This window comes from Planotetraspora silvatica (assembly GCF_016863315.1).
Taxonomy (GTDB): Bacteria; Actinomycetota; Actinomycetes; order Streptosporangiales; family Streptosporangiaceae; genus Planotetraspora; species Planotetraspora silvatica.
On record NZ_BOOQ01000002.1, the window covers coordinates 346806 to 371225 of the forward strand.

The following is a 24420-nucleotide window of genomic DNA, read 5'->3' on the forward strand; positions in this document are numbered from 1 at the left end:
TCCGTGATCATGCACAGATTCGGCCGCGGGTGGTGTGACCTGCACTCCCACTGCCCGTGATCATGCACAGGTTCGGCCGCAGGTGGTGTGACCTGCACCCTCACTGCCCGTGATCATGCACGGGCAGTGAGGGTGCACGGGTTCAGCCGCAGGTTCGGCGATTTGCGCCTTCTGGCGAGGTTTTTCAGGCGGGGCGGGGGGTGATCCAGGTGGCCTTGGCGGCGGCGACCAGTGTGCCGTCGACCTCGTACACCGCGCTCACTCCGTGGAGCTTGCGGCCCTCACGGCCGATCGCCCGCGCCACGACGGAGTAGCTGCCGAGGGGGTACACCCGGCGGAACACCTGGCCGGTCAACCTGCCGAGCAGCGCGGACCCCACCGGCTGCACGGAACCGGCCCCGGGCTCCTCGGAGGATCCGTACTGAACCCAGCCCGTGGCGCAGTCGAGAGCCGCCCAGATGATCGAGTCGGGGACGACCCCGTGCTCGTCGGTCACCCCAACGGGGACACGCCACCCGGCCGCCACGAGATCCGTGCCCTCGACCGGGCCCGGGAAGATCCGCAGCCCGTCGCCGGGCTCGCGCAGGCCGCACGCGAAGCAGCCCGCGATGGGGTGCCGGTGCCGTCCGAGGAACCCGTCCTCCGCCCTCGCGGCATCGTTGAAGGGCACGAACGGCGGCGGCGTCAGCGCCTCGGCCGAGCCGTCTCCCGCCTGCCGGTGCAGCGCGACCGGTATCGCCTCCGCCAAATGCTGGTCACCGAGGTTCAGCGTGACGGCGTTGCCGACATGCTCGATCGTGACGTCGGTCCTCAAGGGGACCGGTTTGTGCAGGGTGACCTCCACCGCCGAGTCATGCCCACCACCGGTGAGCGAACTCGCCAGCGTCCCCGCGATCCACCCGCCGTTGGCGGTGCCCTCGGGTCCTCGGAAGCGCTCCGGCACGGACAACACTGTCCGCAGCCCCGCAGCTGCCGTCATTAGGCCACACTCTCCCCACGTAAGTCTTATTACGGTCCATCCGTATCAGGCATAACAAACGCCCATGTTTTACTCTTCCATCTGAAGACACCTAAACAGCCACGAATGTCACAGCCGTTAGCGGGCTGTGACGCGGCGATGACAGCTCGGCGCCAGAGGCGGATCGAAGCCGGGGACGGCCGTATCAGGGGACGCGGCTCTGGCCCCAGTCCGGAGGGGCAAGCCCGGGTACGCGGACGGTGATCAGCGGACGGTGATCAGGGGCGTTGGACCACGAGTTCGGCGCCGAGTTGGGCGTACAGCTCGAGCTGGTCGTAGAAGACGCAGTGGGCGGCGATGCGATCGCCGTCCATGGTGCGCAACGAGCATCCGCGTACGTTGACGCACCGGCCGGTGGCCTCGACGATCTCGCCGTTCGGCAACATGAACGGGCCGTCGTGAGTGCCGGTGATGGCCCACTGCGTGATCACGAGGTTGCCGCAGACGACGGCCGTGCTCCAAGGCGTCCAGCGTACGTCGGGGAAACCTGTGAGGAACGCGCCCAGGAACGAGGCGATCTCGTCGCGGCCCTCACCCACGCCGCACGGCGACACGTAGACGGCTCCGTCGGTGTAGCACTGCAGGGCGGCCTCCAGGTCATGCGCGTTCATCGCGTTGACCAGGTCGTCCTTCACGTTGGTCACGTTCGACATGCGCGAGTCCCCCTTCTCGCGGTCTGTGGCCGACCATGACCAGGCTATCGGGACGCCGGAAATCCCCGCAGCTGAGGGGCCGTACGGGCAGCGTTTCGGCGGCTCAGAGCACCGGCAGGTAGCGGCCGAGTTCGAACTCGGTCACCTGACGGCGGTACTCCGACCACTCGGCCCGCTTGTTGCGGAGGAAGAAGTCGAAGACATGCTCCCCCAGCGTCTCGGCGACCAGTTCGCTGTGCTCCATCACCGAGATCGCCTCGTCGAGCGACTGCGGCAGCGGCTGGATGCCCAGGGCGCGCCGCTCTCCGCTGGTCAGCGCCCAGACGTCGTCCTCGGCGCCGGGAGGCATCTCGTAGCCCTCCTCGATGCCCTTCAGCCCGGCCGCCAGGATCACGGCGAACGCCAGATAGGGGTTGCACGAGGAGTCGAGCGAGCGGAACTCGATCCGGGTCGAGCCCCCCTTGTGGGGCTTGTACATCGGCACCCGCACCAGCGCCGAGCGGTTGTTGTGTCCCCAGCAGACGTACGAGGGGGCCTCGCCGCCCGCTCCCGCAATGGCCTCCGCGCCGCCCCAGAGCCTCTTGTAGGAGTTGACCCACTGGTTGCAGACGGCCGTGACCTCGGGGGCATGCCTCAGCAGCCCTCCGATGAAGGAACGGCCGATCTTGGAGAGCTGGTAGTCGGCGCCGGGCTCGTAGAAAGCGTTGCGGTCGCCCTCGAACAGCGACATGTGCGTGTGCATGCCGGAGCCGGGGAACTCCGTGAACGGCTTGGGCATGAACGAGGCCCAGACGCCCTGCTCCAGCGCGACCTCCTTCATGACCAGGCGGAAGGTCATGATGTTGTCGGCGGTCGTCAGCGCGTCGGCGTAGCGGAGGTCGATCTCCTGCTGGCCGGGGGCGCCCTCGTGGTGGCTGAACTCCACCGAGATCCCCATCGACTCCAGCATCATGATCGCGTGGCGGCGGAAGTCGTGCCCGGCGCTGTGCGGGGTGTGGTCGAAGTAGCCGCCCTCGTCGATCGGCTGCGGCTTGTCGCCCTTCTCCGGTCGCTGACGGAGGAGGAAGAACTCCACCTCGGGGTGCGTGTAGAAGGTGAAGCCCATGTCCGCCGCCTTGGCCAGCGTGCGCTTGAGCACCCAGCGGGGGTCGGCGTGCGACGGCGAGCCGTCCGGCATGAGGATGTCGCAGAACATCCGCGCCGTGCCCGGCGACTCGCTCCGCCAGGGCAGGACCTGGAACGTCGACGGGTCGGGCTTGGCCAGCATGTCCGACTCGTAGACCCGGGAGAAGCCCTCGATCGACGAGCCGTCGAACCCGATGCCCTCGGCGAAGGCGCCCTCGAGTTCGGCCGGGGCGATCGCGACCGATTTCAGGAAGCCGAGCACATCCGAGAACCACAGCCGAATGAATCGGATATCGCGCTCTTCGAGCGTGCGGAGGACGAACTCCTGCTGGCGGTCCAAGGCATACCTCTCGAAAACACAGGTCGGGTCGACTACCAGTGTGCCTCTTGTGTGTTTCACAGGCGTTACGCGGGATTGTGAGCGGGCCTTCCGTACAAGTGCGCGGGGGACGGCAGGCCGCCCTGCCGGACCGGGCCCCGAGTACGGCAGAGGAGCTACGGGCCGTACGCGAGGGTGTCGCCCACGGGCGTGCGGCGGTAGAGCACCTCACGCCCCAGCCGCTGCCGGGTCACCAGGCCGCCGTCGGACAGGACGGTCAGGTGCTGGCTCACGGCGCCGGGGGTGAGATCGAGCCGCCGGGCGAGGGCGGTCGTGGAGGCCGGATCCTCCAGCGCCACCAGGACCCGGGCCCGGGAACGGCCGATGAGGGCCGACAGCGCGTGGGGCGTGCAGGGGGCGCCGGCCGACCAGAGGGTGCCGACCCCCCGCGCCGGATAGCTCAGCATCGGCTGGTACGGCTCGTACATGATCGAGACGGCCCGCCAGTTGAACGCGCTGGGGACGAGCACCAGGCCGTCCCCGGTGATGTCGCCCGAGTAGTCGTGGTTGTGATTTTCGGTGACCAGCCGGTCCCCGCGCCAGACGACCGACGGGTGGAGGTCCTCGAACAGTTCGCGCACGCCCCCTACGGCGAGCCTGCGTGAGCGCCACATCACGTCGCCCTCCAGCACGCCGTGGATCGCCGGCCAGAACTCCTCGAACCCGGCCGTCCAGTAGTCGTGCAGGCGGTCGGCCACCCGCTGGACGCCCGCGGCGGGATCCTCCCGGAACCGGGCGGCCACCTCCGGATCGGGGCTCTGCACCCAGGCCACCTCATCGGCCGCCATGTCCGGAGGGGTGGCCCTGACCCGGTCGAGTTCGGCCATGAAGTCCGGCAGCGGCGTGTCCGGCGGCGGCGTGAGGAAATCGGGCATGTAGCCGGTGAGCGGCACCAGCGCGAACAGTTCCGACAGGTCCACTCGGCGCAGGCGGGGCAGTACGACCCGCAGCCACGGCAGGTGCAGCGAGTGGCGCGCGGGGGCCCGCAACACGCGCAGGCTCGTGACCAGCTCCCACATCGGGGAGAACGCGAACCGCAGCCGGGCCAGGTCATCCGGCGCGAACCGCCACTCGATCGCCACGACCGACCCCCAACCCATCGGACCTTTTAGCCAGCGCTAAAAGATTGGCACGTCCCCGGGCCGATGGCAAAGGCTTGACCTGTGACTACTGTTACCGGAAGACCCGGGTTCCTCCAGTCCGCGACGGGCGGGCTGCCGCGGCCGTTCTGGGTGCTCTTCGCCGGGACGCTCGTGAACCGTCTCGGCACGATGGTGGAACCGTTCATCGGCATCTACCTGACGCAGGCCCGCGGCATGTCGCTCGCCGCCGCCGGCCTGGTGATGACGGTGTTCGGCGTCGGGTCGCTGTTGTCGCAGCCCTTCGCGGGCTGGCTGGCCGACCACTTCGGCCGGCGGGTGACGCTGAGCGGCTCCATGATCGCCACTGCCGTCACGTTCATCGCCCTCGGGTACACCACCAGCCTCCACGGCATCACGGCGGCGATGCTCGTGCTCGGCCTGGTCGTCGACGCCTACCGGCCTGCGTCCCAGGCCCTGGTCGCCGACCTCGTCTCCCCGGAGGACCGGCCGCGGGCGTTCGGGCTGCTGTTCTGGGCCGTCAACCTCGGCTTCTCGATCGCGATGATCGCGGGTGGCTGGCTCGCCCAGACGGGGTTCACCACGCTCTTCTGGATCGACGCCGTCACCTGCCTGATCTTCGGGGTGCTGGTGTGGCGGGCGATCCCCGAGACGCGGCCCGACCGGTCGGAGGACACCCCCGGCCGGTTCGCCGACGTGCTGCGGGACCGCGTGATGGTGACCTACGTCGTCATCTCGCTGACCTTCACATTCGTCTACCTGCAGGCCTACACGACCCTGCCGCTCGCCATGACCGGCGAGGGCCTGCCCACCAGCGCGTACGGCATGGCGATGGCGGTCAACGGGGCGCTGATCGTCGTCGTCCAGCCGCTGACGAACCGATGGATGTCGCGGCGGGACCCCAGCGCCGTTCTGGCCGCCGGGTTCGCCGTCGTCGGCCTCGGTCTCGCGCTCACCGCGGTCGTCTCCTCCACACTCGGCTATGCCGTGACCGTCGCGGTCTGGACGCTGGGCGAGGTCGTCACCGCGGGCGTGGCCGGCTCGATCGTCGCCTCGCTCGCCCCCGCCCACCTGCGCGGCCGCTATTCGGGCCTGTACGGCCTGGCCTGGTCGGCCGGGGGCATGCTGGCGCCGCTCATCGGAACCCGTCTGCTCGCGGTGAGTTCGACGCTCCTCTGGCTGGTCATCGGGGGGCTGGGGCTGCTCGCCGCGGTGGGTCAGCTCGCGCTCGGCCCGGCCATCCGGCGCCGGTCCCGCACCCAGGAGACCGCTCCGGCGGGGTGACCATTCACATCGGCGGATAAATCCCCTTATCGTCGCTTTGACGACAACAAACGGGACGTTCTAGGCTGGTCACCGTGGCTCAACTCCGTATCGCCCTCGCCCAGACCAATCCCGTTGTCGGCGATCTCTCCGGCAACGCGGACAAGCTCCTCGAGTGGACTCGGCGGGCCTCTGATCGGGGCGCCCATCTCGTGGTCTTCACGGAGCTGTTCCTGACCGGGTATCCGGCGGAGGACCTGATGTTGCGCTCGTCGTTCGTCGAGGCGTCGGTCGCGACGTTGTCCTCGGTGGCGGAGCGGCTCGCCGGCGAGGGCCTCGGAGAGCTGCCCGTGGTGGTGGGCTACCTCGACCGGGCCGGCGTCGCCCCCCGGGCGGGCCAGCCCAAGGGCGCGCCGCTCGACGCCGCGGCCGTGCTGTACCAGGGCAAGGTCGTCATCAAGTCCGCCAAGCACCACCTGCCCAACTACGGCGTCTTCGACGAGTACCGCTACTTCGTGCGCGGCGACCGCATGCCCGTCATCCGGCTGCGCGGGGTCGACGTGGCCATCGCCATCTGCGAGGACCTCTGGCAGGAGGGCGGCCCGGTGTCGGTCGTGGCCGAGACCGGCGCGGGGCTGCTCGTGGTCCCCAACGGCTCGCCGTACGAGATGGACAAGGACGACGTGCGGCTGGAACTGTGCGCGCGCCGCGCCCGCGAGGCCGGTTGCGCCCTCGCCTACGTCAACATGGTCGGCGGGCAGGACGAGCTGGTCTTCGACGGCGACTCCCTCATCGTGGACGCCTCGGGCGAGCTCGTCGCCCGCGCCGCGCAGTTCACCGAGGAACTCCTGGTGACCGACCTCGAACTGCCCGCCGCCACCGCCGAGCTCGGCGAGCTGCGGGTCGACGCCCACGACGGCACGATCATCACCGTGGACCGCCTGCTGCTGTCGGACACGCCCGTCGAGCCGTACGAGCCGGAGCCGCCGGTGATCGCCGAGCGGCTGGACGACCTGGCCGAGGTCTACAACGCGCTCGTCCTCGGCGTGCGCGACTACGTCACGAAGAACGGGTTCCGGTCGGTCATCCTCGGCCTGTCCGGCGGCATCGACTCCGCGCTGACGGCGACGATCGCCGCCGACGCCGTCGGCGCCTCGCGCGTGCACGTGGTGCTGATGCCCTCGCGCTACTCCTCGGACCACTCGATCACCGACGCCGAGGAGCTGGTGCGCCGCCAGGGACTGAACGCGCAGGTCGTGCCGATCGCCGACGTCGTCACCGCCTTCGAGAAGGAGGTCGAGCTCCACGGCCTCGCGGCGGAGAACCTGCAGGCACGCGTGCGCGGCATGTTGCTGATGAGCCTGTCGAACGAGCACGGCCATCTGGTGCTGACGACCGGCAACAAGAGCGAACTGGCCACCGGCTACTCCACGCTCTACGGCGACTCCGCCGGCGGGTACGCGCCGATCAAGGACCTGCTCAAGACGATGGTGTGGCGGCTGTCGGAGTGGCGCAACGCCCAGCCGGGGCCGCCGCCGATCCCGGAGAACTCCATCACCAAGGAGCCCAGCGCCGAGCTGCGCCCGGACCAGCGGGACACCGACTCGCTTCCGGAGTACGACGTGCTCGACCGGCTGCTGAGCGACTACGTGGAAAAGGACATGGGCCGGGACGAGCTGATCGCCGCCGGACACGACCCCGAACTGGTCACGCGGATCATCCGGCTGGTGGACCTGGCCGAGTACAAGCGCAGGCAGTATCCGCCGGGTCCGAAGATCACGCCCAAGAACTTCGGGCGCGACCGCCGTCTCCCGATCACCAACCGCTGGCGCGAGACCCTGGGCTGAACCCGGGCCTGAAACCCCCGGCCCGCCGTACGCCACGGGCCCGGCCGCGTCGAGCGGACCGGGCCCGGAGGGTCGTGCCAGGCGTAGAGCCTCACATCAGGTGGAGCTCACTTCAGCCGGACCTCAGCGAGGGCGGAAGCCGCGGAGGGCCTCGTCGACGATACGTTCGGCGAGGTCCGGCGGCAGGTCGTCGTCCGACGACCACTTCGTCCGCCACATCATCGTGCCGGACAGGATGGCCATCGCCATCTCGACGTCGAGATCGGCGCGCAGCTCGCCGTTCGCCATGCCCCGCTCCATGACGGCGCGCAGAGCGGCCTGGCGTGGCTTGATGGCGATCTCGTGGAACCTCTCGGCCACACGGGGGTGCCGGTCCGACTGGCTCATCGCGATGTTCATGATGCAGCGGGTGCGCACGTGGATGGACTCCGACTGGACCACCTGTAGATAGGTGACCAGGTCGTCGCGCACGGACGCGCCCTTGAGCGGGGGTATCGGCGGCTTGAGCGACGCCAGCGCGTCGACCACCAGGTCCTCCTTGTTGGACCAGCGCCGGTAGATCGTCGTCTTGCCGACGCCCGCCCTGGCGGCGATCGCCTCGATGGAGAGCTCGGACACGCCGCTGCCCTCACCGAGGATGTCGAGGGCGGCCTCGATGATCGCCTTCTCCGCCTTCTCGCTGCGGGGGCGGCCCGCCGGACGGGCCGCCCCTTCCGTCTGCTGCATCGTCATCGCCCGCTCACACTACTGCCGCTTCCTTCTTCTCCGGCTCGCCCGCCGTAACCGGAGCGGCCTCAGCGGAGCGGCCTGGCATCCACAGTCCTACAACGATCACCCCCACGAGCGCCACCACTGCCGACCCGAGAGCCGCCCAGTGCATGCCGGTGACGAAGGCGGCGTCGGCCGCCTTCATGAGGCCCGCGCCCTGCGCGCCCAGGTGCTCGGCCACCCCGGCCGCGCCGGAGATCGACTCGCTGACCGGGCCGCGAAGCTGCTCGGGCAGGGCCGAGACCTTGTCCTCCATGTCGCCGCGGTAGCTGGCCGACAGGGCCGCGCCGAGGACGGCGATGCCCAGCGTGCCGCCGACCTGCCGCACGACGTTGCTCATCGAGGAGCCGACGCCGGCCTTCTCCCTGGGGAGGGAGTTCATGATCGCGGTGGTCGCCGGCGGAAGGATGTTCGCCATCGCGGCGCCCTGGACGAAGCCGAGGATGAGGATGAGCCAGACGGGGGTGTCCACGTCGACCAGCGCGTAGCAGGCGAGCGCGGCGGCGATGACGAGCATCGCCGTGGTCCCGACCGCCTTGGAGCCGTACTTCTGCACCATCTTCGCGCTCTGCGGGGCGAAGATCAGCTGCGCGGCCGCGAACGGCAGCACCAGCGCGCCGGACTGCAACGGGGTGTATCCCCGGACGATCTGCCAGTAGAAGGCGAGGAAGAACATCACGCCCATGGCGGCGAAGAAGACCAGGCCGACACTGGCGATCGCGGTGGAGAAGCCCGCGTTCCTGAAGTTCCGCACGTCGAAGGCGGGATGGGTGATCTTCTTCTCGTACCAGACGAAGCCGGCGAGGATCGCGACGCCCACCAGGGTCGGCACGATGACCGAGACGTCGGCGACGGTGCCGAGGTCGCTGATCCTGACGATGCCGTAGACGAGGGCGATGAGGCCAACGATCGACAGCAGGACGCCGACGGGGTCGAGGCCGCTCCTGTTCGGGTCCTTGGAGTCCGGGACGAGCACGGTGTTGAGCACCAGGGCGATCAGCACGATCGGGACGTTGACCAGGAAGACCGAGCCCCACCAGAAGTGCGCGAGGAGGATGCCGCCGGTGATCGGGCCGATCGCGACCGCGATGCCGACGCCGCCCGCCCAGATGCCGATCGCCTTGCCGCGCTCATGGATGGGGAAGACGTTCGAGATGATCGCCAGGGTCGCCGGCATGATCGCGGCGCCGCCGAGACCCATGAGCGCCCTCGCGGCGATCAGCTGCGTCGGGTCCTGCGAGTACGCGCTGGCGAGCGAGGCGAGGCCGAACAGCACCATGCCGATCAGCAACATCTTCTTGCGGCCGAACCGGTCGCCGAGCACCCCGAAGGTGAACAGCAGCCCGGCGAAGACCAGGGTGTAGGAGTTCATCGCCCATTCCAGCTGGCTCTGGCTCGCGCCCAGGCCCTGGACCGGGTCGGCGATCGTCTTGATCGCCACGTTGAGAATGGTGTTGTCCAGAACCACGGCCAGAAGGCTGAAGACCATCACGCCGAGGATCTGCCAGCGGCGCGGATGGCCCGCGTTTGCGTCCACTGATCCCCCAATTAGGTTTCGATACGCTAGAGTTTCGCAACGGCAGCGTAGCGTTGTTTATTTCGATACGCAACGGTCGCGTTTCATAATATGGATCCGACCGGGCCGGCCCACTCGGGGACCCCCTGATCAGGCGGGCATCGGGTCCGTGGCGGTGTGACCGGAATCACGCCAGAACGGCAGGGCGGCCAGGACCAGCACGACTCCCACCACGCCGGAGGCGGCGAAGGCCCAGCCCGGGCCGTAGGAGTCGACGATGGCTCCCGCGATCGGCCCCGCGCAGGCGACGCCGATGGTCAGCGCGGTGCTGTGGAGGCCCATCGCCTCGCCTCGGGCCGCGGCGGGCACGCGCTGGTTGACCGCGTCGACGCTGGCGGACAGGGCCGGCGCGCACAGGAACCCGGCCGGGACCAGCGCGAGGCACAACCACCACCACCCGCCGCCCACGAGCCCGAGGGGCGCGGTCAGCGCGCACAGGCCGCCGATCAGCCCCAGTGGCGAGAACCCCCGTGAGAGCCCGCCGTAGACGAAGCCGCCGACCAGGGAGTAGGCGCACCACAGGGCGATCACCAGCCCGGTCCACGACGTGGCGCCGCTTTCCTGCATCGTCGCGACCAGCGACAACTCGGTCGAGGTGAGGACGAACGTCAGTGCGGACACCATCACCAGCAGCGTGATCAGACCGGCTCCGACCCACTGCCGGTAGGGGACCGACTTCCTCGTCTCCCGGTCCGCCTCCTCCGGCGACCGCGTCGGCGGGTCGAGCAGGAACAACGCGACCCCGGAGCCGACCAGCCCGACGCCCACCGCGTACATCGTGGCGGTGCTGGAGAAGGCCGTCACCGCGGCCGCCGCGACGGCGGGTCCCACCATGAAGGACAACTCCACGGCCATCGAGTCCAGGGCGAAACCGGTCCTGTGGTCCTCCGCCGGGACCATCGCCGCCACGCACTGCCGGATCGCCCCGAAGACCGGCTGGCTGAACACCCCCGCGATCGCCGCTCCCGCGAGCAGCGCGTGATAGGGCAACGAGGGGGCGACGCACCAAAAGCACAACTGGATGACGGTGGTGACGGCGATGACCGGCCGCAGCCCCCGCCTGTCGACGATCCGCCCCGCGAGCGGAGAGCCGAGCGCGGCCCCGACCATGCTGGCCGCACCCACGAGTCCCGCCTCGAGGAAACCGAGCTTCAGGCTGTTGACCACGTGCAGCGTCAGCGTGATTCCCGTCCCGGTCAACGGGATCCTGGCCACCAGGCCCACCAGCATCAACGCGCGCACGCCCGGCAGTGCGAGCACCCGCCGGTAAGGTTCGATCGCCATCTTGGTTGCTTACCTCCGGATGGCATTGTGCCCTGCGCCTCCGACATTTCCGACACCGGATCCCTGACCGGACACCCGGGCGGCCACCGGACTCACAGGCGGCCTCCACCCGCCCCGCACCGAACCGGAACGGCCGGGATTACAGGGCACGGCCGGGGGTGTTCCAGGCAATGGCGACATGCGATGATCTGACTGTCCGGGGACGCCATAGGGGCGCCACGAGGCCTTGGAGGTAGCCATGTCCTCTGTTTCCGCTGTACCCAACCCATCCACGTCCGGCTCGGCCGCCATGCTCTACGGCGGCGCGTCCGGCAGAAGAGTCACCGTCCGCGACATCGCGGCCGCCAAGGAGCGGCACGAGAAGTGGCCGATGGTCACCGCGTACGACGCGATGACCGCGAAGGTCTTCGACGAGGCGGGCATCCCGGTGATGCTCGTCGGCGACTCGGCCGCCATGGTCGTGTACGGCTACGACTCGACGTTGCCCGTCACGGTCGACGACCTGCTCCCGCTGACCGCGGCCGTGGTCCGCGGGTCGTCACGGGCGATGGTGGTCGCCGATCTGCCGTTCGGCTCCTATCAGGCCTCGCCGCAGCAGGCCCTGGAGACGGCCGCCCGCTTCATGAAGGAGGCGGGGGCGCACGCCGTGAAGCTCGAGGGCGGCCGCCGGGTGCTCCCCCAGGTGGAGATGCTCGTGTCGGCCGGGATCCCGGTCATGGCCCACCTCGGCCTGACGCCGCAGTCGGTCAACGTGCTCGGCGGCTACCGCGTCCAGGGCCGCGGCCAGTCGGGCGACGAACTGATGGCCGACGCCAAGGCGCTGGAACACGCGGGCGCCTTCTCCGTGGTGCTGGAATGCGTGCCGAGCGAGCTGGCCCAGCGGGTCACCGCCTCGCTGAGCGTTCCGACCATCGGCATCGGGGCCGGCCCCGACACCGACGCGCAGGTGCTGGTCTGGCAGGACCTCATGGGTCTCACGCCCCACCCGGCCAAGTTCGTGAAGAAGTACTTCGACCTGGCCGGTGAGATGGACCGCGCGGTGCGCAGCTTCGCCGACGAGGTGGCCGCCGGCGTCTTCCCCGCGCCCGAGCACAGCTACCGCTGAACCGCATCCGTGCCGCGGCCACACGCCTGACCCCCGGCACGGGCCGCTCCCCCGCCCCCGGGCTTCCCGCCCGGGGCGCGGTCAGCCGGCCAACGTCGCCGGATCGGTGTTGGCTCCGCACACGATGACCGCGACCCGCTCGTCCGCCGCCGGCACGTACGCACCGGACCTGAGCGCGGCGAGCGCCGCGGCTCCGGCGTATTCGGCGGCGACCCGGAACTCCCGCCACAGCGCGTGGCGCGCCTCGACGATGACGTCGTCGGACACCAGCACACCGGAGACCCTCCCGGCCACGGTGTCGAAGGCCACCTGCCCGATCTGGCTCGCCCCGAGGGCGTCGGCGCCCACACCGCTCACGCCCACGCGGACCGGCTCGCCCGCCTCCAGGGCGGCGTGCAGCGTGGGGATGCGCTCGGGCTCGACCGCCACGACCCCGGCCCTGCCGTCCAGCGCCGCCACGACTCCCGCGACCAGGCCTCCCCCACCGACCGCCACGAGGACGGTGTCGACGTCGGCCTGCTCGAGCAGCTCCACGGCGACCGTGCCCTGACCCGCCACCACGTCCGGCTGGTCGTACGCGTGGATCTCCAGCGCGCCGGTCTCGGCCGCGCGTTTCCTCGACGCCTCGTACGCCTCGGAGTAGATCGCCCCCACCTGTGTGACGTGGGCGCCCAGCAGGCGCAGTCCCTCCACCTTCACCGGGGCGCACACCTCCGGCACGAAGATCTCCGCCCGCACGCCGAGCGCGCGGGCGGCGTACGCCACGGCCATGCCGTGGTTGCCGCCGCTCGCCGCGATGACGCCGGCGGCGGGAAGGGGCCCGGCCTGCCTGGCCGTGAGGATGCGGTTGAAGCCGCCACGCGCCTTGAAGGAGCCCGAGTGCTGCAGCGTCTCGAGCTTCAGGACGAGGCGGGGCTCCGCCTGGAGGAGGGGCGTCCTGCGGATGTGCGGAGCGATCCGCACGGCGGCCTTCTCGACGTCCTCTCGCGCGACGACCATCGATGTCTCCTCGCTTCTCACGATCCCCCGGCGGAGTGCGGGCACCGCGGTGCGGGACGCCGCTCCCCGGTAGGCCTGCCAGTGAAGCATCAGGCCGTGCGGCACCGCCACCCGGCCCCGGCCGGGTGGCCTGTGCGCGACGTCCTCTCAGGTCACTGCGGCAGGCCGTCGAGGGCCTGCTCGAAGTCGGCCCACAGGTCCTCGTGGTGCTCGATGCCCACCGCCACCCGGACGGTGCCCTCGCCGATGCCGGCCGCGGCCAGCCCCTCCGCGTCGAGGCCCCGGTGCGAGGTGGTGGCCGGGTGCAGGATCAGCGTCTCCACGCCCCCGAGCGACGGCGCCAGCAGCGCGAGCTTCACGGCCTTCATGAAGCTTTCTCCGGCGGGGCGGCCGCCCTTCAGGTCGAAGGAGAAGACGCCGCCGAACTCGGGCATCAGCTTGGCCGCCACGTCGTAGGAGGGGTGCGACGGCAACCCCGGCCAGTGCACGGCGGCGACGGCGGGGTGCTCGGCCAGCCTGGTCGCGAGCAGCCGGGTGTTGGAGCAGTGGCGCTCCATCCGCAGCGGCAGCGTCTGGATGCCGCGCAGCGTCAGCCACGCGGCGAAAGGGTCGGCGGTCGCGCCCAGTTCGACCGCGTACGACCAGATCCTGCGGTGCAGCTCGTCGGTGGCGGCGACGGCGATCCCGCCCAGCACGTCGGCGTGGCCGGACAGGTACTTGGTGGTGGAGTGCACGACCACGTCCGCGCCGAGCTCGATCGGGCGGCACAACACGGGCGAGGCGAAGGTGTTGTCCACGACGGTGATCAGCCCGGCCTCGCGCGCGGCAGCGCTCATCCCCGGAAGGTCGGCGACCTGCGTCATCGGGTTGGCGATCGTCTCCAGATAGAGCAGCTTCGTCTCGGGCCGCACCGCCGCGCGCACCGCGGCGGGGTCGGCTTCGGGCACATAGGTGACCGCGATGCCGTACCTCGCCTCCAGGTCCTTGAACACGGTGTCGGTGCCGCCGTACAGGGCCGTCTGGGCGATCACGTGGTCGCCCGACCGGAGCAGCCCCAGCAGCACCGTGTTGATGGCGCCCATCCCCGAGCCGGTCGCCACCGCGCCCACGCCTCCTTCGAGTCCGGCGACGGCCTCCTCGAGCGAGCGGACGGTCGGGTTCGACAGCCGCCCGTACACGAATGCGCCGTCGGGGCGGCCCATTCCGTCGGCGAAGACGGCCGGGTCGTCGAAGACGAACCCGGAGGTCTGGTAGATCGGCACCGAGATCGGCCTGCTGCCGTTCAGTTCCGGCCGGGGAAGGTGGACCACTCGGGTTTCCGGGTGAAGTGAGCTCATAGCGACCAGAATGACCCAAGAAGGTGAGAATTGTCAGATCCAATCCGGTGGGATCGGCCACGCGGAAGCGACCGCCCGGACGGCCGGGCCGCTTGCCCCTCAGCGCTCCCGAAGGCGCCCGGACCCGGGGCCGCGGGCTGATCACGGGCTCTGGATCAGGGGTTACGCCTGGAGCGCAGCGGGGGCCGCGTGCTCGCGACGGTGGCGAGGATGAGGTGATGGACATCACCTTCCTGCTCGTGCACAGTCCCTCCGTCGGCCCCTCGACATGGACGCCCGTCGGCGAGGTGCTGCGATCGCGGGGTCACAGGGCCGTCGTTCCGTCACTCGTCGACGTCACCGCGGGCCCCGGGCCGTACTGGCCGCGCGTGGTGGAGCGGGTGACGGCCGCCGTGCCGTCCGGAGGCCCCGTCGCGATCGTGGCGCACAGCAACGCGGGACTGTTCGTGCCGCTCATCGCGCAGGCGCTGGGCGGGCGCGTCTCCCGCTGCCTGTTCGTCGACGCCGCCCTGCCGTCACGGCGAGGTACGACGACCGCGGCTGAGCCGGAGTTCCTCCCGTTCCTGCGGTCGATCGCCGACGAATCGGGCGTCCTCCCCCGCTGGACGGACTGGTGGGACGAGGACGACGTGGCCGCGCTCTTCCCCGACGACGCCACCCGCCGGGTCGTCGTGGCCGAACAGGCCCGGCTGCCGCTCGCGTACTACCAGGAGGAGATCCCGGTGCCCGCGGGCTGGGACCACGCCGGAGGAACGCGGACGGCCGCCGGGCCCGTCGAGGGTCCCGGCGGCCGCCGGCGGCTCAGTGCAGGTCGAGTGGCTTGGCGAGCTTGATGGTGACGAGCCTGCTGGGCACGCCCGTGTCGATCAGCTTGCCGTCCGGGCCGAAGTCGCCGAGGCCGAAGTCGTTGTCGTTTGCCAGCGCGACGGTCCACCGGTCGAGCACCGCGAGACCCTCGAGCTTGCCGGGCAGCGACGGGATCAGCGCGTTCGGCTCCAGGACGAGCGACTTGGCCGGGAGCCTGACGGCGGACGGGCCGGTCGCGGCCTCGAGCGAGGGCGTGGTCTTCGGGTCGTCGTACCGGCCCTTGAGCAGGTTGGTCGCCCGGGACAGGTCGATCTGGTAGATCCGCGTGACGTTGTCCGTCCGCTCGTCGACCAGCAGACGGTCACGTCCCGCGTAGGCCAGACCGGAGATCTTCATCTGGCTCTGGTCGCCGTTCACCTTCGGGTCGAAGGTCGTGACGTCCTCGAACTTGTAGGCGTACTCGCCCGTGACCTTGCGCGAGCGCAGGTCGAAGGTCAGGATGCGGGAGATCCTGGAGGTCTTGGCCGTCGCCGTGTCGGGGTTGGCGAGCGGGCTCTGCACGGCGAGGTACAGCGTGCGCTCGTCGGAGGACATGGCGAGACCCTCGAAGCCGCGGTTCTGCTGACGCGAGGCCAGGATCGCGGGCAGCGTGTCCTTGACGGGGTAGTCCGCTCCCTTGAGGCCGAGGCCCTTGGGGACGTAGCGCTCCAGGACCCGGCCGGTCCGCGACACGCGCAGCAGCGAGGGGCTGTACTCGTCGACGAGCCAGAAGTCGCCGCCACGCGTACGGACCAGGTCCTCGGTGTCGAGCCCGCTGGGGTTGAACGGCAGCTTCGTCAGGCCGTCCCACGTGAACGGGGTCTCGTCGTGGACGTTCTGGTTGGACATTCCCGTCACGGGCTTGCCGTGCGCGCCCACGATCGGCATGTAGTTCTTGATCGAGGCCTTGCCGTGCTTCACGGTGACGTTGACGATCGCCGGGGCGAATTCGGGCACGGGGAACGTCCGGACCTTCACGCCGTTGACGGTGGGCTGGCCGTTCGGGCCGCGGTCGGTGACCATCCAGAACTCACCCGGCTTGTCGCCGGGGAAAAGGCCGCTGCCGACGCCGCCGAGCTTGATGCCGTGGTCGTCGGCGATGGAGCGCTGTATCTGCTTGAGAGCGGGGGCGGGGATCGTCACGTCGGAGACGACGACCGGGCCCTTGGGCCCCTTCGGGGAGTGGTGATACGCCGAGGCGGCCGCCCCGGTGGCGGGGATGACGAGTGCCGCGGCGAGGGCCAGACCGGCAGATACGTGACGTAGCACTAGATGCCTTTCAGACTGGGCAACAGGGCCTGAAAGTAATGAACGCCGACGTCTCCTCGGTGAAGATCAGGTGAATGCCCGCCGTCGGCATCTCGCGCGGCTACACGTCCGTGACCCGCAGCCCGGCGTGGGACTTGTAGCGGCGGTTGATCGAGATCAGGTTGGCCGTCAGCGACTCGACCTGGCCCGCGTTGCGGAGCCGGCCCGCGTAGACGCCGCGTGCGCCGGGGATGCGGGAGGCCAGCGCCTGGACGACGTCGGTGGCCTCGCGGTCGTCACCGAGCACGAACACGTCGAGGTCGACCGACTCCACCGAGGGGTCGAGCAGGAGCACCGCCGACACATGGTGGAAGGCGGCGACGACGCGGCTCCCCGTGAGGACGGCCGCCGCCTGCTGGGCGGCGCTCCCCTCCTCCACCGGCAGGGCGAAGGCGCCCTGCTTGTCGAAGCCGAGCGGGTTCACGCAGTCCACGACGATCTTGCCGTCGAGGTGCTCCTTGAGCGACTCGAGCAGATCCTTGTGGCCCTCCCACGGCACCGCGACAATCACGATGTCGGCCTCCGCGGCGACCACGGCGTTCTCCGCGCCCCGCACGCCGATGCCCTCGGCGGCCTCCTGCGCGCGCTGGGCGCTGCGGGAGCCGATCAGCACGGTGTGCCCGGCGAGGGCGAACCGGCGGGCCAGGCCTCTGCCCTGGTCCCCCGTGCCGCCCAGGATGCCGATCGACAGCGCGGAGACCTCGGGAACCTGCGGAGAATCGGTGTGCTCAGCCATGAGACAGATCATGCCAGCCCGCCGATCCCGCCGGGTCCCCCGGGTCCGTGTCCCCGGTCCGGTGCCGTACGGGACGTGCACGGCACCGGACGCGGCTCAGCAGTTGGTCACGACGGGGAGTCCGAGGACGCGGCCGGCCAGCCACGCGACGGCGAGCGGGCCGCCCTCGACCGCGCCGACGACGTGGCTGCCCGCGGGAAGCCCGGTCCAGAGCACCCGGACACCCCGTGCGCAGTACTCCTTCCTGAGCGTGCCGCCCACGCCGTACGGGATGATCTCGTCGCCCTTCGCGTGGTACAGGAACATCGGCACCCGGGGCGCGGTCCCGCCGAGGCGGTTCTCCTGGAGCCGGGCCCGCCAGTCCGGCCGGTGCATCACGTCGGTCGTGGTGAGCTCGCTCAGGCGCCTGCCGGCGAGCGCGGACCGCAACTCCGCGACGCAGTCGTCACGGGCGCCGGCGAACAGCGCCGCGCCCTCGGGGGTCAGGTAGCTCGCCAGCGACAACTCCGGGTAGGCCGCGTCCAGGCCGAGCCCCGCGGCCGCCGCCAGACCGAAGTCGGAGGTCCCGTCGAGGTTGTCGGCGACCGCCTGCAGGTCGGCGGGCACGCCACCGGCCGCGACCCCCTTGAGCCGGAGTTCGGGCGCGTACGACGGCTGGAGTTGCGCCGCCCAGGCGGCCCCCGAGCCGCCCTGTGAGTAGCCCATCACCACGACGGGCGCGTCCTCGGACAGGTTCGCCTCGCCCACACGCGTCGCGGCCCTGATCGAGTCCAGTACGGCATGGCCCTGCGAGATGCCGGCCATGTACGTGTGATCGCCCGGCGTGCCGAGGCCCTCGTAGTCCGTCACGGCGACGGCCCAGCCCTTGAGCAACATCAGGCTCATGATCGCCAACTCGGCCTCGGTGCCCTTGGCCATCGCGTTCGAGGGGGCGCACTGGTCGCCCATGCCGTGGGAGCCCACGGCGTATCCGGCGATGGGCCGTCTGCCGAGCAGATAGGGGGTCCTGGGGACGAGCAACGTCCCCGACACCACGTTGGCCGCGCCCGTGGCCGACGTCGACCGGTAGCGGAGGTGCCACGCCTTGACCGGCACCTTCAGGAGCTTGCCCGGCGCGAGATAGACCGTCGTCGGGCTCGCCTCGACGATCTCACCGGCCGCGGTCGACCGGGCGGTCCCGCCCAGCACGGGCAGCAGGAGAAGAGCCCCGATCACGGACATGGTGGCACGAACACGCAAGTTCATTGAGCCGCCCTTCGCCTATTGGATCAATTTCCAAGAACGGCGCCGTGGGCAGATCGTTACCCGCAAGTAACGGACTGTCAAGGACCTGAATCACGGGACTTCACCAGCGGGTGTCAGGCACCATTGCGGAATGAACAGCGCGTCGGTGGACCTGCTCCGCGAGATGCTCGCCTCGACGGGGTGGCTCGAGCAGACCCGGCAGCTCGGCATGGCCCTCAGGACCACCCGCTCCCCCGGCGGCCTGCTCGTCGTCGGCACCCCCGACGAAGAGCCGTGGCACGTGGCGGCGCATCTCTCCGATGAGGCGCGACTGTCGGGGCTCGCCCAGCTGGCCCCCACCCTGCTCCGCTGGGCTCCTCCGGAGACCGCGCCCGCCCACCTGCGGGTGGGGATGGACCGGCTCCTCGAGGCGGGCCGCGGCGAGACCCTGTTCGTCGTCGCCGAGCAGCGGGCGCCCGACACGTTGCTTGAACGGGTCGACGACGCCCGGCGCACCGGTGTCACCATCCTCGCCGTCGACGGGGGCGACCCCGACCTCGAGGCGCTGGCGCACGACGCGATAGCCGTACGGCCCGATGACGCGCTCGTCAGCTTCGACGCGGCGCAACATCTGGTGAGCGCCGCGGCCGGCGACATCCGGCGCCCCGGGCTGCGGGAACGGCTCGCCCGCTTCGCCGAGCGGGTGACCGGCCCCCGGGTGAGCGACTAGCCGAGCGCCTGACCCGCGTGCGGCTCCTGACGCCGGCTGAGCTCTCCGACGTGCTGGGCCACCTCGCCGGCGGCCTCGCGCAGGACCTCGATGACGGCGCCCTGCACCGGGTCGGGCTCCCCCGACGTCGTACGGCTCACGCGGGTGAGCGCCTCGATCCGGCGTGAGCCCACCCCGTGGATCTCGGTGACCACGACCTCGCCGGGAGGCACGTCGAGCAGGGCGAGGGACGGCACGATCGCCACTCCGTGCCCGGCCGACACGAGCCCGAGGGTCGGGGGAAACTCGGCGATGACGTGGACCCGGCGGGGCTCGAACCCGTGCAGCTGGGCCAGCCGCTCCAGCGCCTGCCCGCAGGCCTGGTCCGGCACGCCCGCGACCCAGGGCAGCCCGGCCAGGTCGTCGACGGTCTCCGGGATCGTGGTCCAGCCGGGCGGGGCGACGATCCGGTACTCGTCGTCGTACAGCCGGTGCCGTGACATCGAGGGCAGCGACGCGGCCGGCTGGCTCATGTCCCGCTCGGTGACGACGAGGTCGACGCCGCCCAGGCGGAGCTCCTGCACGGCGACCGCCCCGAACAGCTCGTGGATGATCGGGGTGATGCGCGGATGCCGTACGGCCAGCGTGCGCAGGGCGGAGATGAGCAGGTGGCGGATCACGGTGGGGAAGGCGGCGATCGTCACAGGACCCGACAGGCGTTCGGTGAAGCGGTTGAGCTCCTGCCTGGCCTCGACGAGCTGCTCCTCGATCCGCTCGGCGTAGGCCGCGAGCACCCGGCCCGCCGGGGTCAGCGTCACCCGGCGCTGCGACCGGTCGACGAGCGCGAGGCCGACCTCCCGCTCGAGCTGGGCGAGTTGCTGGGAGACCGCGGAAGGCGTGAGGTGGAGCGCCTCCGCCGCCTTCATGACACCCCCTCTGCGGGACACCTCGTGCAGGACCCGCAGACGCCGGGGGTCGATCTCCATACAGCAGAGCTTACGCCCCACTTAAGATTTCTTCACTTGAACTTCATTGCCCACAAACGGGATTATTGACGCATGAACCACCTTGCTGATGGCGAGTAGCACGATATGTCCACCTTCATCACCATCATCGGCACCATCGGTGCCGTCGCCCTGCTGTACGGCTATGCCATGGTGTCGGCCGGGAAGATGTCCGGCGACGGCCTGCCGTACCAGGCCCTGAACTTCGGCGGCGCCGCGACCTTGATGATCAACAGCGGCTTCCACTCGGCGTGGCCGTCCGCCATTCTCAACATGGTCTGGAGCGGCATCGGGGTCGTGACACTCGGCCGGCTCGTCGCCGTCCGGGCGGTGGCCCGCAGGAAGAAGGAGTCCGCCGAACCTGAGCCGGCCGCGGAGCCCGGGCGCCCGCTGCTGGAGCCGGCGCCCTGACCGCGGTCGGCCCGGCGGGTCAGTCGTCCTCCCACTCCTTGTCCTGCTTCCTCCAGGCCTCGTTCCGCTCGGACGCGGTCTGGAGGGCGTGCTCAGCGGCCTCCTTGGACTCGTAGGGGCCGAGCCGGTCCTTGTTCGGACAGCCCTTCTCCCCCTCGACGCGCATGTGCTTGAGGCAGAACCACCATTGATCGCTCACGCCGCTAATGGTGCCCCGTCGAAGCGCAACTAGACTTGCCGGCATGACGACGCTGCTCCGGCCCGGGCGTATCTCGCCCACGCGCAAGGTTCCCGCCCACATCAAGCGCCCGGAGTACGTGGGAAGATCCGAGCCCAAGAAGGGCGGCTCCGACGTCCAGACCCCCGAGACCATCGAGAAGATGCGGATCGCGGGGCGGATCGCCGCCCAGGCCCTGGAAGAGGTCGGCAAGCACGTCGCGCCCGGCGTGACCACCGACGAACTGGACCGCATCGGTCACGAGTTCCTCTGTGACCATGACGCCTACCCGTCCACCCTCGGCTACCGGGGTTACCCCAAGTCGTTGTGCACCTCGATCAACGAGGTCATCTGCCACGGCATCCCCGACGACACGGTCCTGCGGGACGGCGACATCGTCAACGTCGACATCACCGCCTTCATCGGCGGGGTGCACGGAGACACCGACGCGACGTACCTGGTGGGCGACGTCGACGAGGAGTCCCGCCTGCTGGTCGAGCGCACCCACGAGGCCACCATGCGGGCCATCAAGGCGGTCGCCCCCGGCAGGCAGCTCAACATCGTCGGCCGTGTGATCGAGGCCTACGCCCGGCGATTCGGCTACGGCGTGGTCCGCGACTTCACCGGCCACGGCATCTCGACGTCGTTCCACTCGGGCCTGATCGTCCCCCACTACGACGACCCGTCGCTGTCGGTCACCCTGGTGCCCGGCATGACGTTCACGATCGAGCCGATGCTCACCCTCGGCACGATCGACTACGACGTCTGGCCCGACGGCTGGACCGCGGTGACCAAGGACCGCAAGCGGACCGCCCAGTTCGAGCACACGATCGTGGTCACCGACTCGGGCCACGAGATCCTGACGCTCCCCTGACCCGCCCCCGGCCCGGCTACTCGGCTGCCGCGTCCCGCTTGTTCAGCTTGGTGAGGTAGTCGTTGTAGGCGTCCAGCTCGGCGTTGCCGGTGCCGCCGGTCTTCGCCGCGACGACATCGGCCCGCCTGTCGTCGCGGCGGGCCTTGCGGTCGTCGTCGCGCCACCACTGGATCGCGAGCGCGAGCAGCACGATGAGCGTCGGGACCTCGCCGAAGGACCAGGCGATCCCTCCGCCGGTCACCTGGTCGGCCAGCGACGACGCCCCCCACGTACGGCCCAGCTGGTCGTACCACTCGGAGGCGAGCACCGTGCCCATGCTCATCAGCGCCACCCCGAAGAAGGCGTGGAACGGCATGGTCACCAGGAGCAGCACCAGGCGCGCGACATAGGGCAGCCGGTGCGGCCCGGGATCGACCCCGATGATCACGTAGAAGAACAGGCAGCCGCTGAGCAGGAAGTGCAGCGTCATCGCGATGTGCCCGATGTGCTCCTCCATCGCGGAGGCGAACAGCGGCGTGAAGTACAGGGCGTACGTCGACGCGATGAAGATCGCCGTGGCGATCGCGGGGTGGGCGACGACCTTCATGACCCGGCTGTGCAGGATCACCGTGATCCACTCACGCGGCCCGCGGTCGCCTCGCCGTACGGCCGGCTTGAGCGCGCGCAGCGCGAGCGTGACCGGGGCGCCCAGCACCAGGAAGATCGGCACCAGCATGGAGAGGATCATGTGCTCGGTCATGTGGACGCTGAACAGGACCGGCGCGTAGCGCGCGACGCCGCTCTGCGTCGCCAGGACCAGGATCACGATGCCCGTGAACCACAGGACCGTGCGCCCCCACGGCCACGAGTCGCCTCGGCGGCGCAGCCGGATCACGCCCACGGCGTAGAGCCCTGCCAGCGTGGCGGCGATCGCGGCGAAGAACAGGTCGAACCACCACAGCGTGAGCAGATTCGCCAGAGAGACCGGGGGCGGCATCAGATAGCCGAGCAGGTCGAAGGCCCGGTCGACCGGGACGTTCGCCGGCGGCGGCGCGGTGCGCGACAGCGCGACGGCGATCCCGACGGTCGCCGACATGAGCACGATCTCGCCGAGGGCCAGGCGCAGGAACGAGCGCGACTCCCCCGACGCGAGCCCGGGCAGCGTGCGCTCGCGATGGCGCCAGCCGATCACGCCGAGCACGACGAAGGCGGCGGTCTTGGCGAGCAGCATGAGCCCGTAGGCCGAGGTCCACAGCTCGTCGACGGACGACAGGCGGGCCAGCACGCTCGCGACGCCCGAGATCCCCACCCCGACGAAGCACCACAGCGCCATCCGGGAGAACCGGGCGGCGGCGACGTCGAGCTGGCGCTCGCCGCGCACGGCGTGGACGCAGAGCATGCCGAGCCCGCCGACCCACAACGCCAGGAAGAGCAGGTGGAAGGCCACCGAGGTCGTCGCCAGGCCGTGGTTGGGCGAGGAGGACGAGTGGCCGGTCAGAGCGGGCGGCAGCAGGGTCGCCAGGGCGAACACCAGGAGCCCCGCGGCGGTTCCCGAGGTGATCGCGCCCCGGGCGAAAAGGGCGATCGCGACGGCGAAGAGCACCACCAGCGTCAGCGCGATGCCCTGGGGCACCTGGCTCGCATAGCTGGTCAGCTCATTGCCGCCGAGGATCTCGCTCACCGGCGCGCCCAGCGTCTCCGACAGGCTGAAGATCAGCGCGGAGGCCGCGGCGACGGCCCAGGCGAGGGCGGACCAGGAGGCGGCCTTCACATATCCCTGCGCGGACTTGCCGAGCAGCCCCTTGTCACTGGGCAGCAGGGCCGCGCCGATGGCCAGCAGGCCCACGGTCAGCACGCCGGCGACGTCCATCCCCAGCTTCGAGAAGGGGAGCATCCAGCGCGTCAGCGTGCCCTGGTCGGGCAGGCCCGGGATGAGACGGGGGGTGGCCGCGCCTCCGGCGACCATCCCGATGACGAGGGCTCCGGCCGCCGCGCAGAGGGCGGCGACGGTCAGACGCAGTGTCCTGTTCACGGTTTCTTCCGCATGCTGATGACCATGCCGATGCCGATCCCTCCGACGCCGAAGACCACGACCCAGAGCCAGCCGGGGATCCTCGGCTCGTCCTGGGTGTCTGCGGCGGGGGTGGCGGCGGTGACGGCCGTGGGGGTGGCGGACGGGGTCGCGGTGGCAGGCGCGGCGGCGGTGGGCGTCGCGGCCGCGGTGGGCGTGCCGGCCGTGGGGGTCGGGGACGGCTTGTCGATCACGGTGAAGGGGATCTCCCCGGTCAGCGGGTGTCCGTCCTCGGAGACGACCCGCCAGGCGATGGTGTAGCCGCCGGTGGGGATCGCCGCGTCGACATCCACACTCACCTTCAGCCCGTTGACCACGGGCTGACCGTTCTCGTAGCGCTTGCCGTCCGCGCCGCGCACCAGCAGGGTCGGGAACCGCACCGACTCGGAGAACTCGAGGGTCACCTTACGGAGGCTCTCGACCTTGGCGTTCTTCTCCGGTGTGCTGCTCTTCAGCGTGGTGTGCGCCTGAGCGGGAGCGGCGAGGCCCAGACCCAGCACGAAGGTCACGAGCAGCGCGGCCATTCCGGCGATCGGGGATTTTTTCATAGCAGCACCAAGGCTACCGACGCGGGGTGCCGGTCCACA

General features: G+C 70.4%; 23 protein-coding genes. 7 read left to right on the plus strand and 16 right to left on the minus strand.

The window, feature by feature from the left end; genetic code table 11:
- Positions 1-184: 184 nt before the first annotated feature.
- From Psi02_RS01870 to Psi02_RS01885, 4 genes are all read right to left on the minus strand, one after another.
- Complete coding sequence (locus tag Psi02_RS01870) at positions 185-979, minus strand: hypothetical protein (RefSeq protein WP_203971098.1); 795 nt, start codon at positions 977-979, stop codon at positions 185-187.
- Positions 980-1236: 257 nt separating this feature from the next.
- Complete coding sequence (locus Psi02_RS01875) at positions 1237-1671, minus strand: ester cyclase (RefSeq protein WP_203971100.1); 435 nt, start codon at positions 1669-1671, stop codon at positions 1237-1239.
- 103 nt (positions 1672-1774) lie between these two features.
- The gene (glnA2, locus tag Psi02_RS01880; protein WP_203951033.1) at positions 1775-3136 is read right to left on the minus strand and encodes a gamma-glutamylpolyamine synthetase GlnA2; all 1362 of its coding nucleotides are present in this window, start codon (positions 3134-3136) and stop codon (positions 1775-1777) included.
- A gap of 155 nt (positions 3137-3291) precedes the next feature.
- Positions 3292-4257: an ArsR/SmtB family transcription factor gene (locus Psi02_RS01885; RefSeq protein ID WP_239094520.1), complete on the minus strand. Its 966-nt coding sequence runs from the start codon at positions 4255-4257 to the stop codon at positions 3292-3294.
- Between the two features lie 81 nt (positions 4258-4338).
- On the opposite strand from Psi02_RS01885, the gene Psi02_RS01890 reads away from it, so the two are divergent.
- The gene (locus Psi02_RS01890) at positions 4339-5559 is read left to right on the plus strand and encodes an MDR family MFS transporter (protein WP_203971104.1); all 1221 of its coding nucleotides are present in this window, start codon (positions 4339-4341) and stop codon (positions 5557-5559) included.
- Positions 5560-5633: 74 nt separating this feature from the next.
- Positions 5634-7385 (plus strand): NAD+ synthase, encoded by a 1752-nt coding sequence (locus Psi02_RS01895; protein WP_203971106.1) that lies wholly within the window; start codon positions 5634-5636, stop codon positions 7383-7385.
- 123 nt (positions 7386-7508) lie between these two features.
- Here Psi02_RS01895 and Psi02_RS01900 read toward each other — a convergent pair whose 3' ends face one another.
- From Psi02_RS01900 to Psi02_RS01910, 3 genes are all read right to left on the minus strand, one after another.
- Positions 7509-8117 (minus strand): TetR/AcrR family transcriptional regulator, encoded by a 609-nt coding sequence (locus tag Psi02_RS01900; RefSeq protein ID WP_203971108.1) that lies wholly within the window; start codon positions 8115-8117, stop codon positions 7509-7511.
- A gap of 7 nt (positions 8118-8124) precedes the next feature.
- Positions 8125-9690 (minus strand): MFS transporter, encoded by a 1566-nt coding sequence (locus tag Psi02_RS01905; RefSeq protein WP_203971110.1) that lies wholly within the window; start codon positions 9688-9690, stop codon positions 8125-8127.
- Positions 9691-9819: 129 nt separating this feature from the next.
- The gene (locus Psi02_RS01910; RefSeq protein WP_203971112.1) at positions 9820-11013 is read right to left on the minus strand and encodes an MFS transporter; all 1194 of its coding nucleotides are present in this window, start codon (positions 11011-11013) and stop codon (positions 9820-9822) included.
- A gap of 238 nt (positions 11014-11251) precedes the next feature.
- On the opposite strand from Psi02_RS01910, the gene panB reads away from it, so the two are divergent.
- Positions 11252-12118, plus strand: coding sequence for a 3-methyl-2-oxobutanoate hydroxymethyltransferase (gene panB, locus Psi02_RS01915; protein ID WP_239094521.1), 867 nt, complete (start codon positions 11252-11254; stop codon positions 12116-12118).
- Positions 12119-12199: 81 nt separating this feature from the next.
- On the opposite strand, the gene Psi02_RS01920 is transcribed toward panB, so the two are convergent.
- Together Psi02_RS01920 and Psi02_RS01925 are read right to left on the minus strand one after the other, a co-directional pair.
- Positions 12200-13117, minus strand: coding sequence for a serine/threonine dehydratase (locus tag Psi02_RS01920; RefSeq protein ID WP_203971114.1), 918 nt, complete (start codon positions 13115-13117; stop codon positions 12200-12202).
- Positions 13118-13269: 152 nt separating this feature from the next.
- Complete coding sequence (locus Psi02_RS01925; protein ID WP_203971116.1) at positions 13270-14454, minus strand: trans-sulfuration enzyme family protein; 1185 nt, start codon at positions 14452-14454, stop codon at positions 13270-13272.
- A 218-nt stretch (positions 14455-14672) separates the two neighbouring features.
- Here Psi02_RS01925 and Psi02_RS01930 point away from each other — a divergent pair, with 218 nt between their 5' ends.
- The gene (locus tag Psi02_RS01930) at positions 14673-15287 is read left to right on the plus strand and encodes an alpha/beta hydrolase (protein ID WP_203971118.1); all 615 of its coding nucleotides are present in this window, start codon (positions 14673-14675) and stop codon (positions 15285-15287) included.
- Here Psi02_RS01930 and Psi02_RS01935 read toward each other — a convergent pair.
- The 3 genes from Psi02_RS01935 to Psi02_RS01945 form a co-directional block, all read right to left on the minus strand.
- Positions 15256-16569 carry an esterase-like activity of phytase family protein gene (locus tag Psi02_RS01935; RefSeq protein WP_203971120.1) on the minus strand — a complete coding sequence of 438 codons (1314 nt, stop codon included), beginning with the start codon at positions 16567-16569 and terminating at the stop codon, positions 15256-15258. The genes Psi02_RS01930 and Psi02_RS01935 overlap by 32 nt on opposite strands.
- 100 nt (positions 16570-16669) lie before the next feature.
- Positions 16670-17344, minus strand: a complete 675-nt coding sequence (gene npdG, locus Psi02_RS01940) for an NADPH-dependent F420 reductase (RefSeq protein WP_239094522.1) — start codon at positions 17342-17344, stop codon at positions 16670-16672.
- Between the two features lie 96 nt (positions 17345-17440).
- Entirely contained in the window at positions 17441-18589 is a 1149-nt protein-coding gene (locus Psi02_RS01945; RefSeq protein WP_203971124.1) for a lipase family protein, read from the minus strand.
- Positions 18590-18719: 130 nt separating this feature from the next.
- Here Psi02_RS01945 and Psi02_RS01950 point away from each other — a divergent pair, with 130 nt between their 5' ends.
- Positions 18720-19298 (plus strand): hypothetical protein, encoded by a 579-nt coding sequence (locus Psi02_RS01950; RefSeq protein ID WP_203971126.1) that lies wholly within the window; start codon positions 18720-18722, stop codon positions 19296-19298.
- Here Psi02_RS01950 and Psi02_RS01955 read toward each other — a convergent pair.
- On the minus strand, positions 19295-20263 hold the full coding sequence (locus Psi02_RS01955; RefSeq protein ID WP_203971128.1) for a LysR family transcriptional regulator: 969 nt from the start codon (positions 20261-20263) through the stop codon (positions 19295-19297). The two genes, Psi02_RS01950 and Psi02_RS01955, sit on opposite strands and share 4 nt — an antisense overlap.
- A 105-nt stretch (positions 20264-20368) precedes the next feature.
- On the opposite strand from Psi02_RS01955, the gene Psi02_RS01960 reads away from it, so the two are divergent.
- Complete coding sequence (locus tag Psi02_RS01960) at positions 20369-20692, plus strand: CBU_0592 family membrane protein (RefSeq protein ID WP_203971130.1); 324 nt, start codon at positions 20369-20371, stop codon at positions 20690-20692.
- 19 nt (positions 20693-20711) lie between these two features.
- On the opposite strand, the gene Psi02_RS01965 is transcribed toward Psi02_RS01960, so the two are convergent.
- Positions 20712-20891: a hypothetical protein gene (locus Psi02_RS01965; protein WP_239094523.1), complete on the minus strand. Its 180-nt coding sequence runs from the start codon at positions 20889-20891 to the stop codon at positions 20712-20714.
- A 43-nt stretch (positions 20892-20934) separates the two neighbouring features.
- Here Psi02_RS01965 and map point away from each other — a divergent pair, with 43 nt between their 5' ends.
- Positions 20935-21783 carry a type I methionyl aminopeptidase gene (gene map / locus Psi02_RS01970; protein WP_203971134.1) on the plus strand — a complete coding sequence of 283 codons (849 nt, stop codon included), beginning with the start codon at positions 20935-20937 and terminating at the stop codon, positions 21781-21783.
- Between the two features lie 16 nt (positions 21784-21799).
- On the opposite strand, the gene Psi02_RS01975 is transcribed toward map, so the two are convergent.
- The gene (locus tag Psi02_RS01975) at positions 21800-23794 is read right to left on the minus strand and encodes a bifunctional copper resistance protein CopD/cytochrome c oxidase assembly protein (RefSeq protein ID WP_239094524.1); all 1995 of its coding nucleotides are present in this window, start codon (positions 23792-23794) and stop codon (positions 21800-21802) included.
- Positions 23791-24381: a copper resistance CopC family protein gene (locus Psi02_RS01980; RefSeq protein WP_203971136.1), complete on the minus strand. Its 591-nt coding sequence runs from the start codon at positions 24379-24381 to the stop codon at positions 23791-23793. Before Psi02_RS01980 ends, Psi02_RS01975 begins: the two co-directional genes overlap by 4 nt.
- Positions 24382-24420: the final 39 nt, after the last annotated feature.

Excerpts from the sequence above, each read along its gene's own strand:
- Psi02_RS01870 (WP_203971098.1), bottom strand. The coding sequence starts at position 979 with ATGACGGCAGCTGCGGGGCTGCGGACAGTGTTGTCCGTGCCGGAGCGC.
- Psi02_RS01875 (WP_203971100.1), bottom strand. The coding sequence starts at position 1,671 with ATGTCGAACGTGACCAACGTGAAGGACGACCTGGTCAACGCGATGAAC.
- Psi02_RS01900 (WP_203971108.1), bottom strand. The coding sequence starts at position 8,117 with ATGACGATGCAGCAGACGGAAGGGGCGGCCCGTCCGGCGGGCCGCCCC.
- Psi02_RS01910 (WP_203971112.1), bottom strand. The coding sequence starts at position 11,013 with ATGGCGATCGAACCTTACCGGCGGGTGCTCGCACTGCCGGGCGTGCGC.
- panB (WP_239094521.1), top strand. The coding sequence starts at position 11,252 with ATGTCCTCTGTTTCCGCTGTACCCAACCCATCCACGTCCGGCTCGGCC.
- Psi02_RS01920 (WP_203971114.1), bottom strand. The coding sequence starts at position 13,117 with ATGGTCGTCGCGCGAGAGGACGTCGAGAAGGCCGCCGTGCGGATCGCT.
- Psi02_RS01925 (WP_203971116.1), bottom strand. The coding sequence starts at position 14,454 with ATGAGCTCACTTCACCCGGAAACCCGAGTGGTCCACCTTCCCCGGCCG.
- Psi02_RS01930 (WP_203971118.1), top strand. The coding sequence starts at position 14,673 with ATGGACATCACCTTCCTGCTCGTGCACAGTCCCTCCGTCGGCCCCTCG.
- npdG (WP_239094522.1), bottom strand. The coding sequence starts at position 17,344 with ATGGCTGAGCACACCGATTCTCCGCAGGTTCCCGAGGTCTCCGCGCTG.
- Psi02_RS01945 (WP_203971124.1), bottom strand. The coding sequence starts at position 18,589 with ATGAACTTGCGTGTTCGTGCCACCATGTCCGTGATCGGGGCTCTTCTC.
- Psi02_RS01950 (WP_203971126.1), top strand. The coding sequence starts at position 18,720 with ATGAACAGCGCGTCGGTGGACCTGCTCCGCGAGATGCTCGCCTCGACG.
- Psi02_RS01955 (WP_203971128.1), bottom strand. The coding sequence starts at position 20,263 with ATGGAGATCGACCCCCGGCGTCTGCGGGTCCTGCACGAGGTGTCCCGC.
- Psi02_RS01960 (WP_203971130.1), top strand. The coding sequence starts at position 20,369 with ATGTCCACCTTCATCACCATCATCGGCACCATCGGTGCCGTCGCCCTG.
- map (WP_203971134.1), top strand. The coding sequence starts at position 20,935 with ATGACGACGCTGCTCCGGCCCGGGCGTATCTCGCCCACGCGCAAGGTT.
- Psi02_RS01980 (WP_203971136.1), bottom strand. The coding sequence starts at position 24,381 with ATGAAAAAATCCCCGATCGCCGGAATGGCCGCGCTGCTCGTGACCTTC.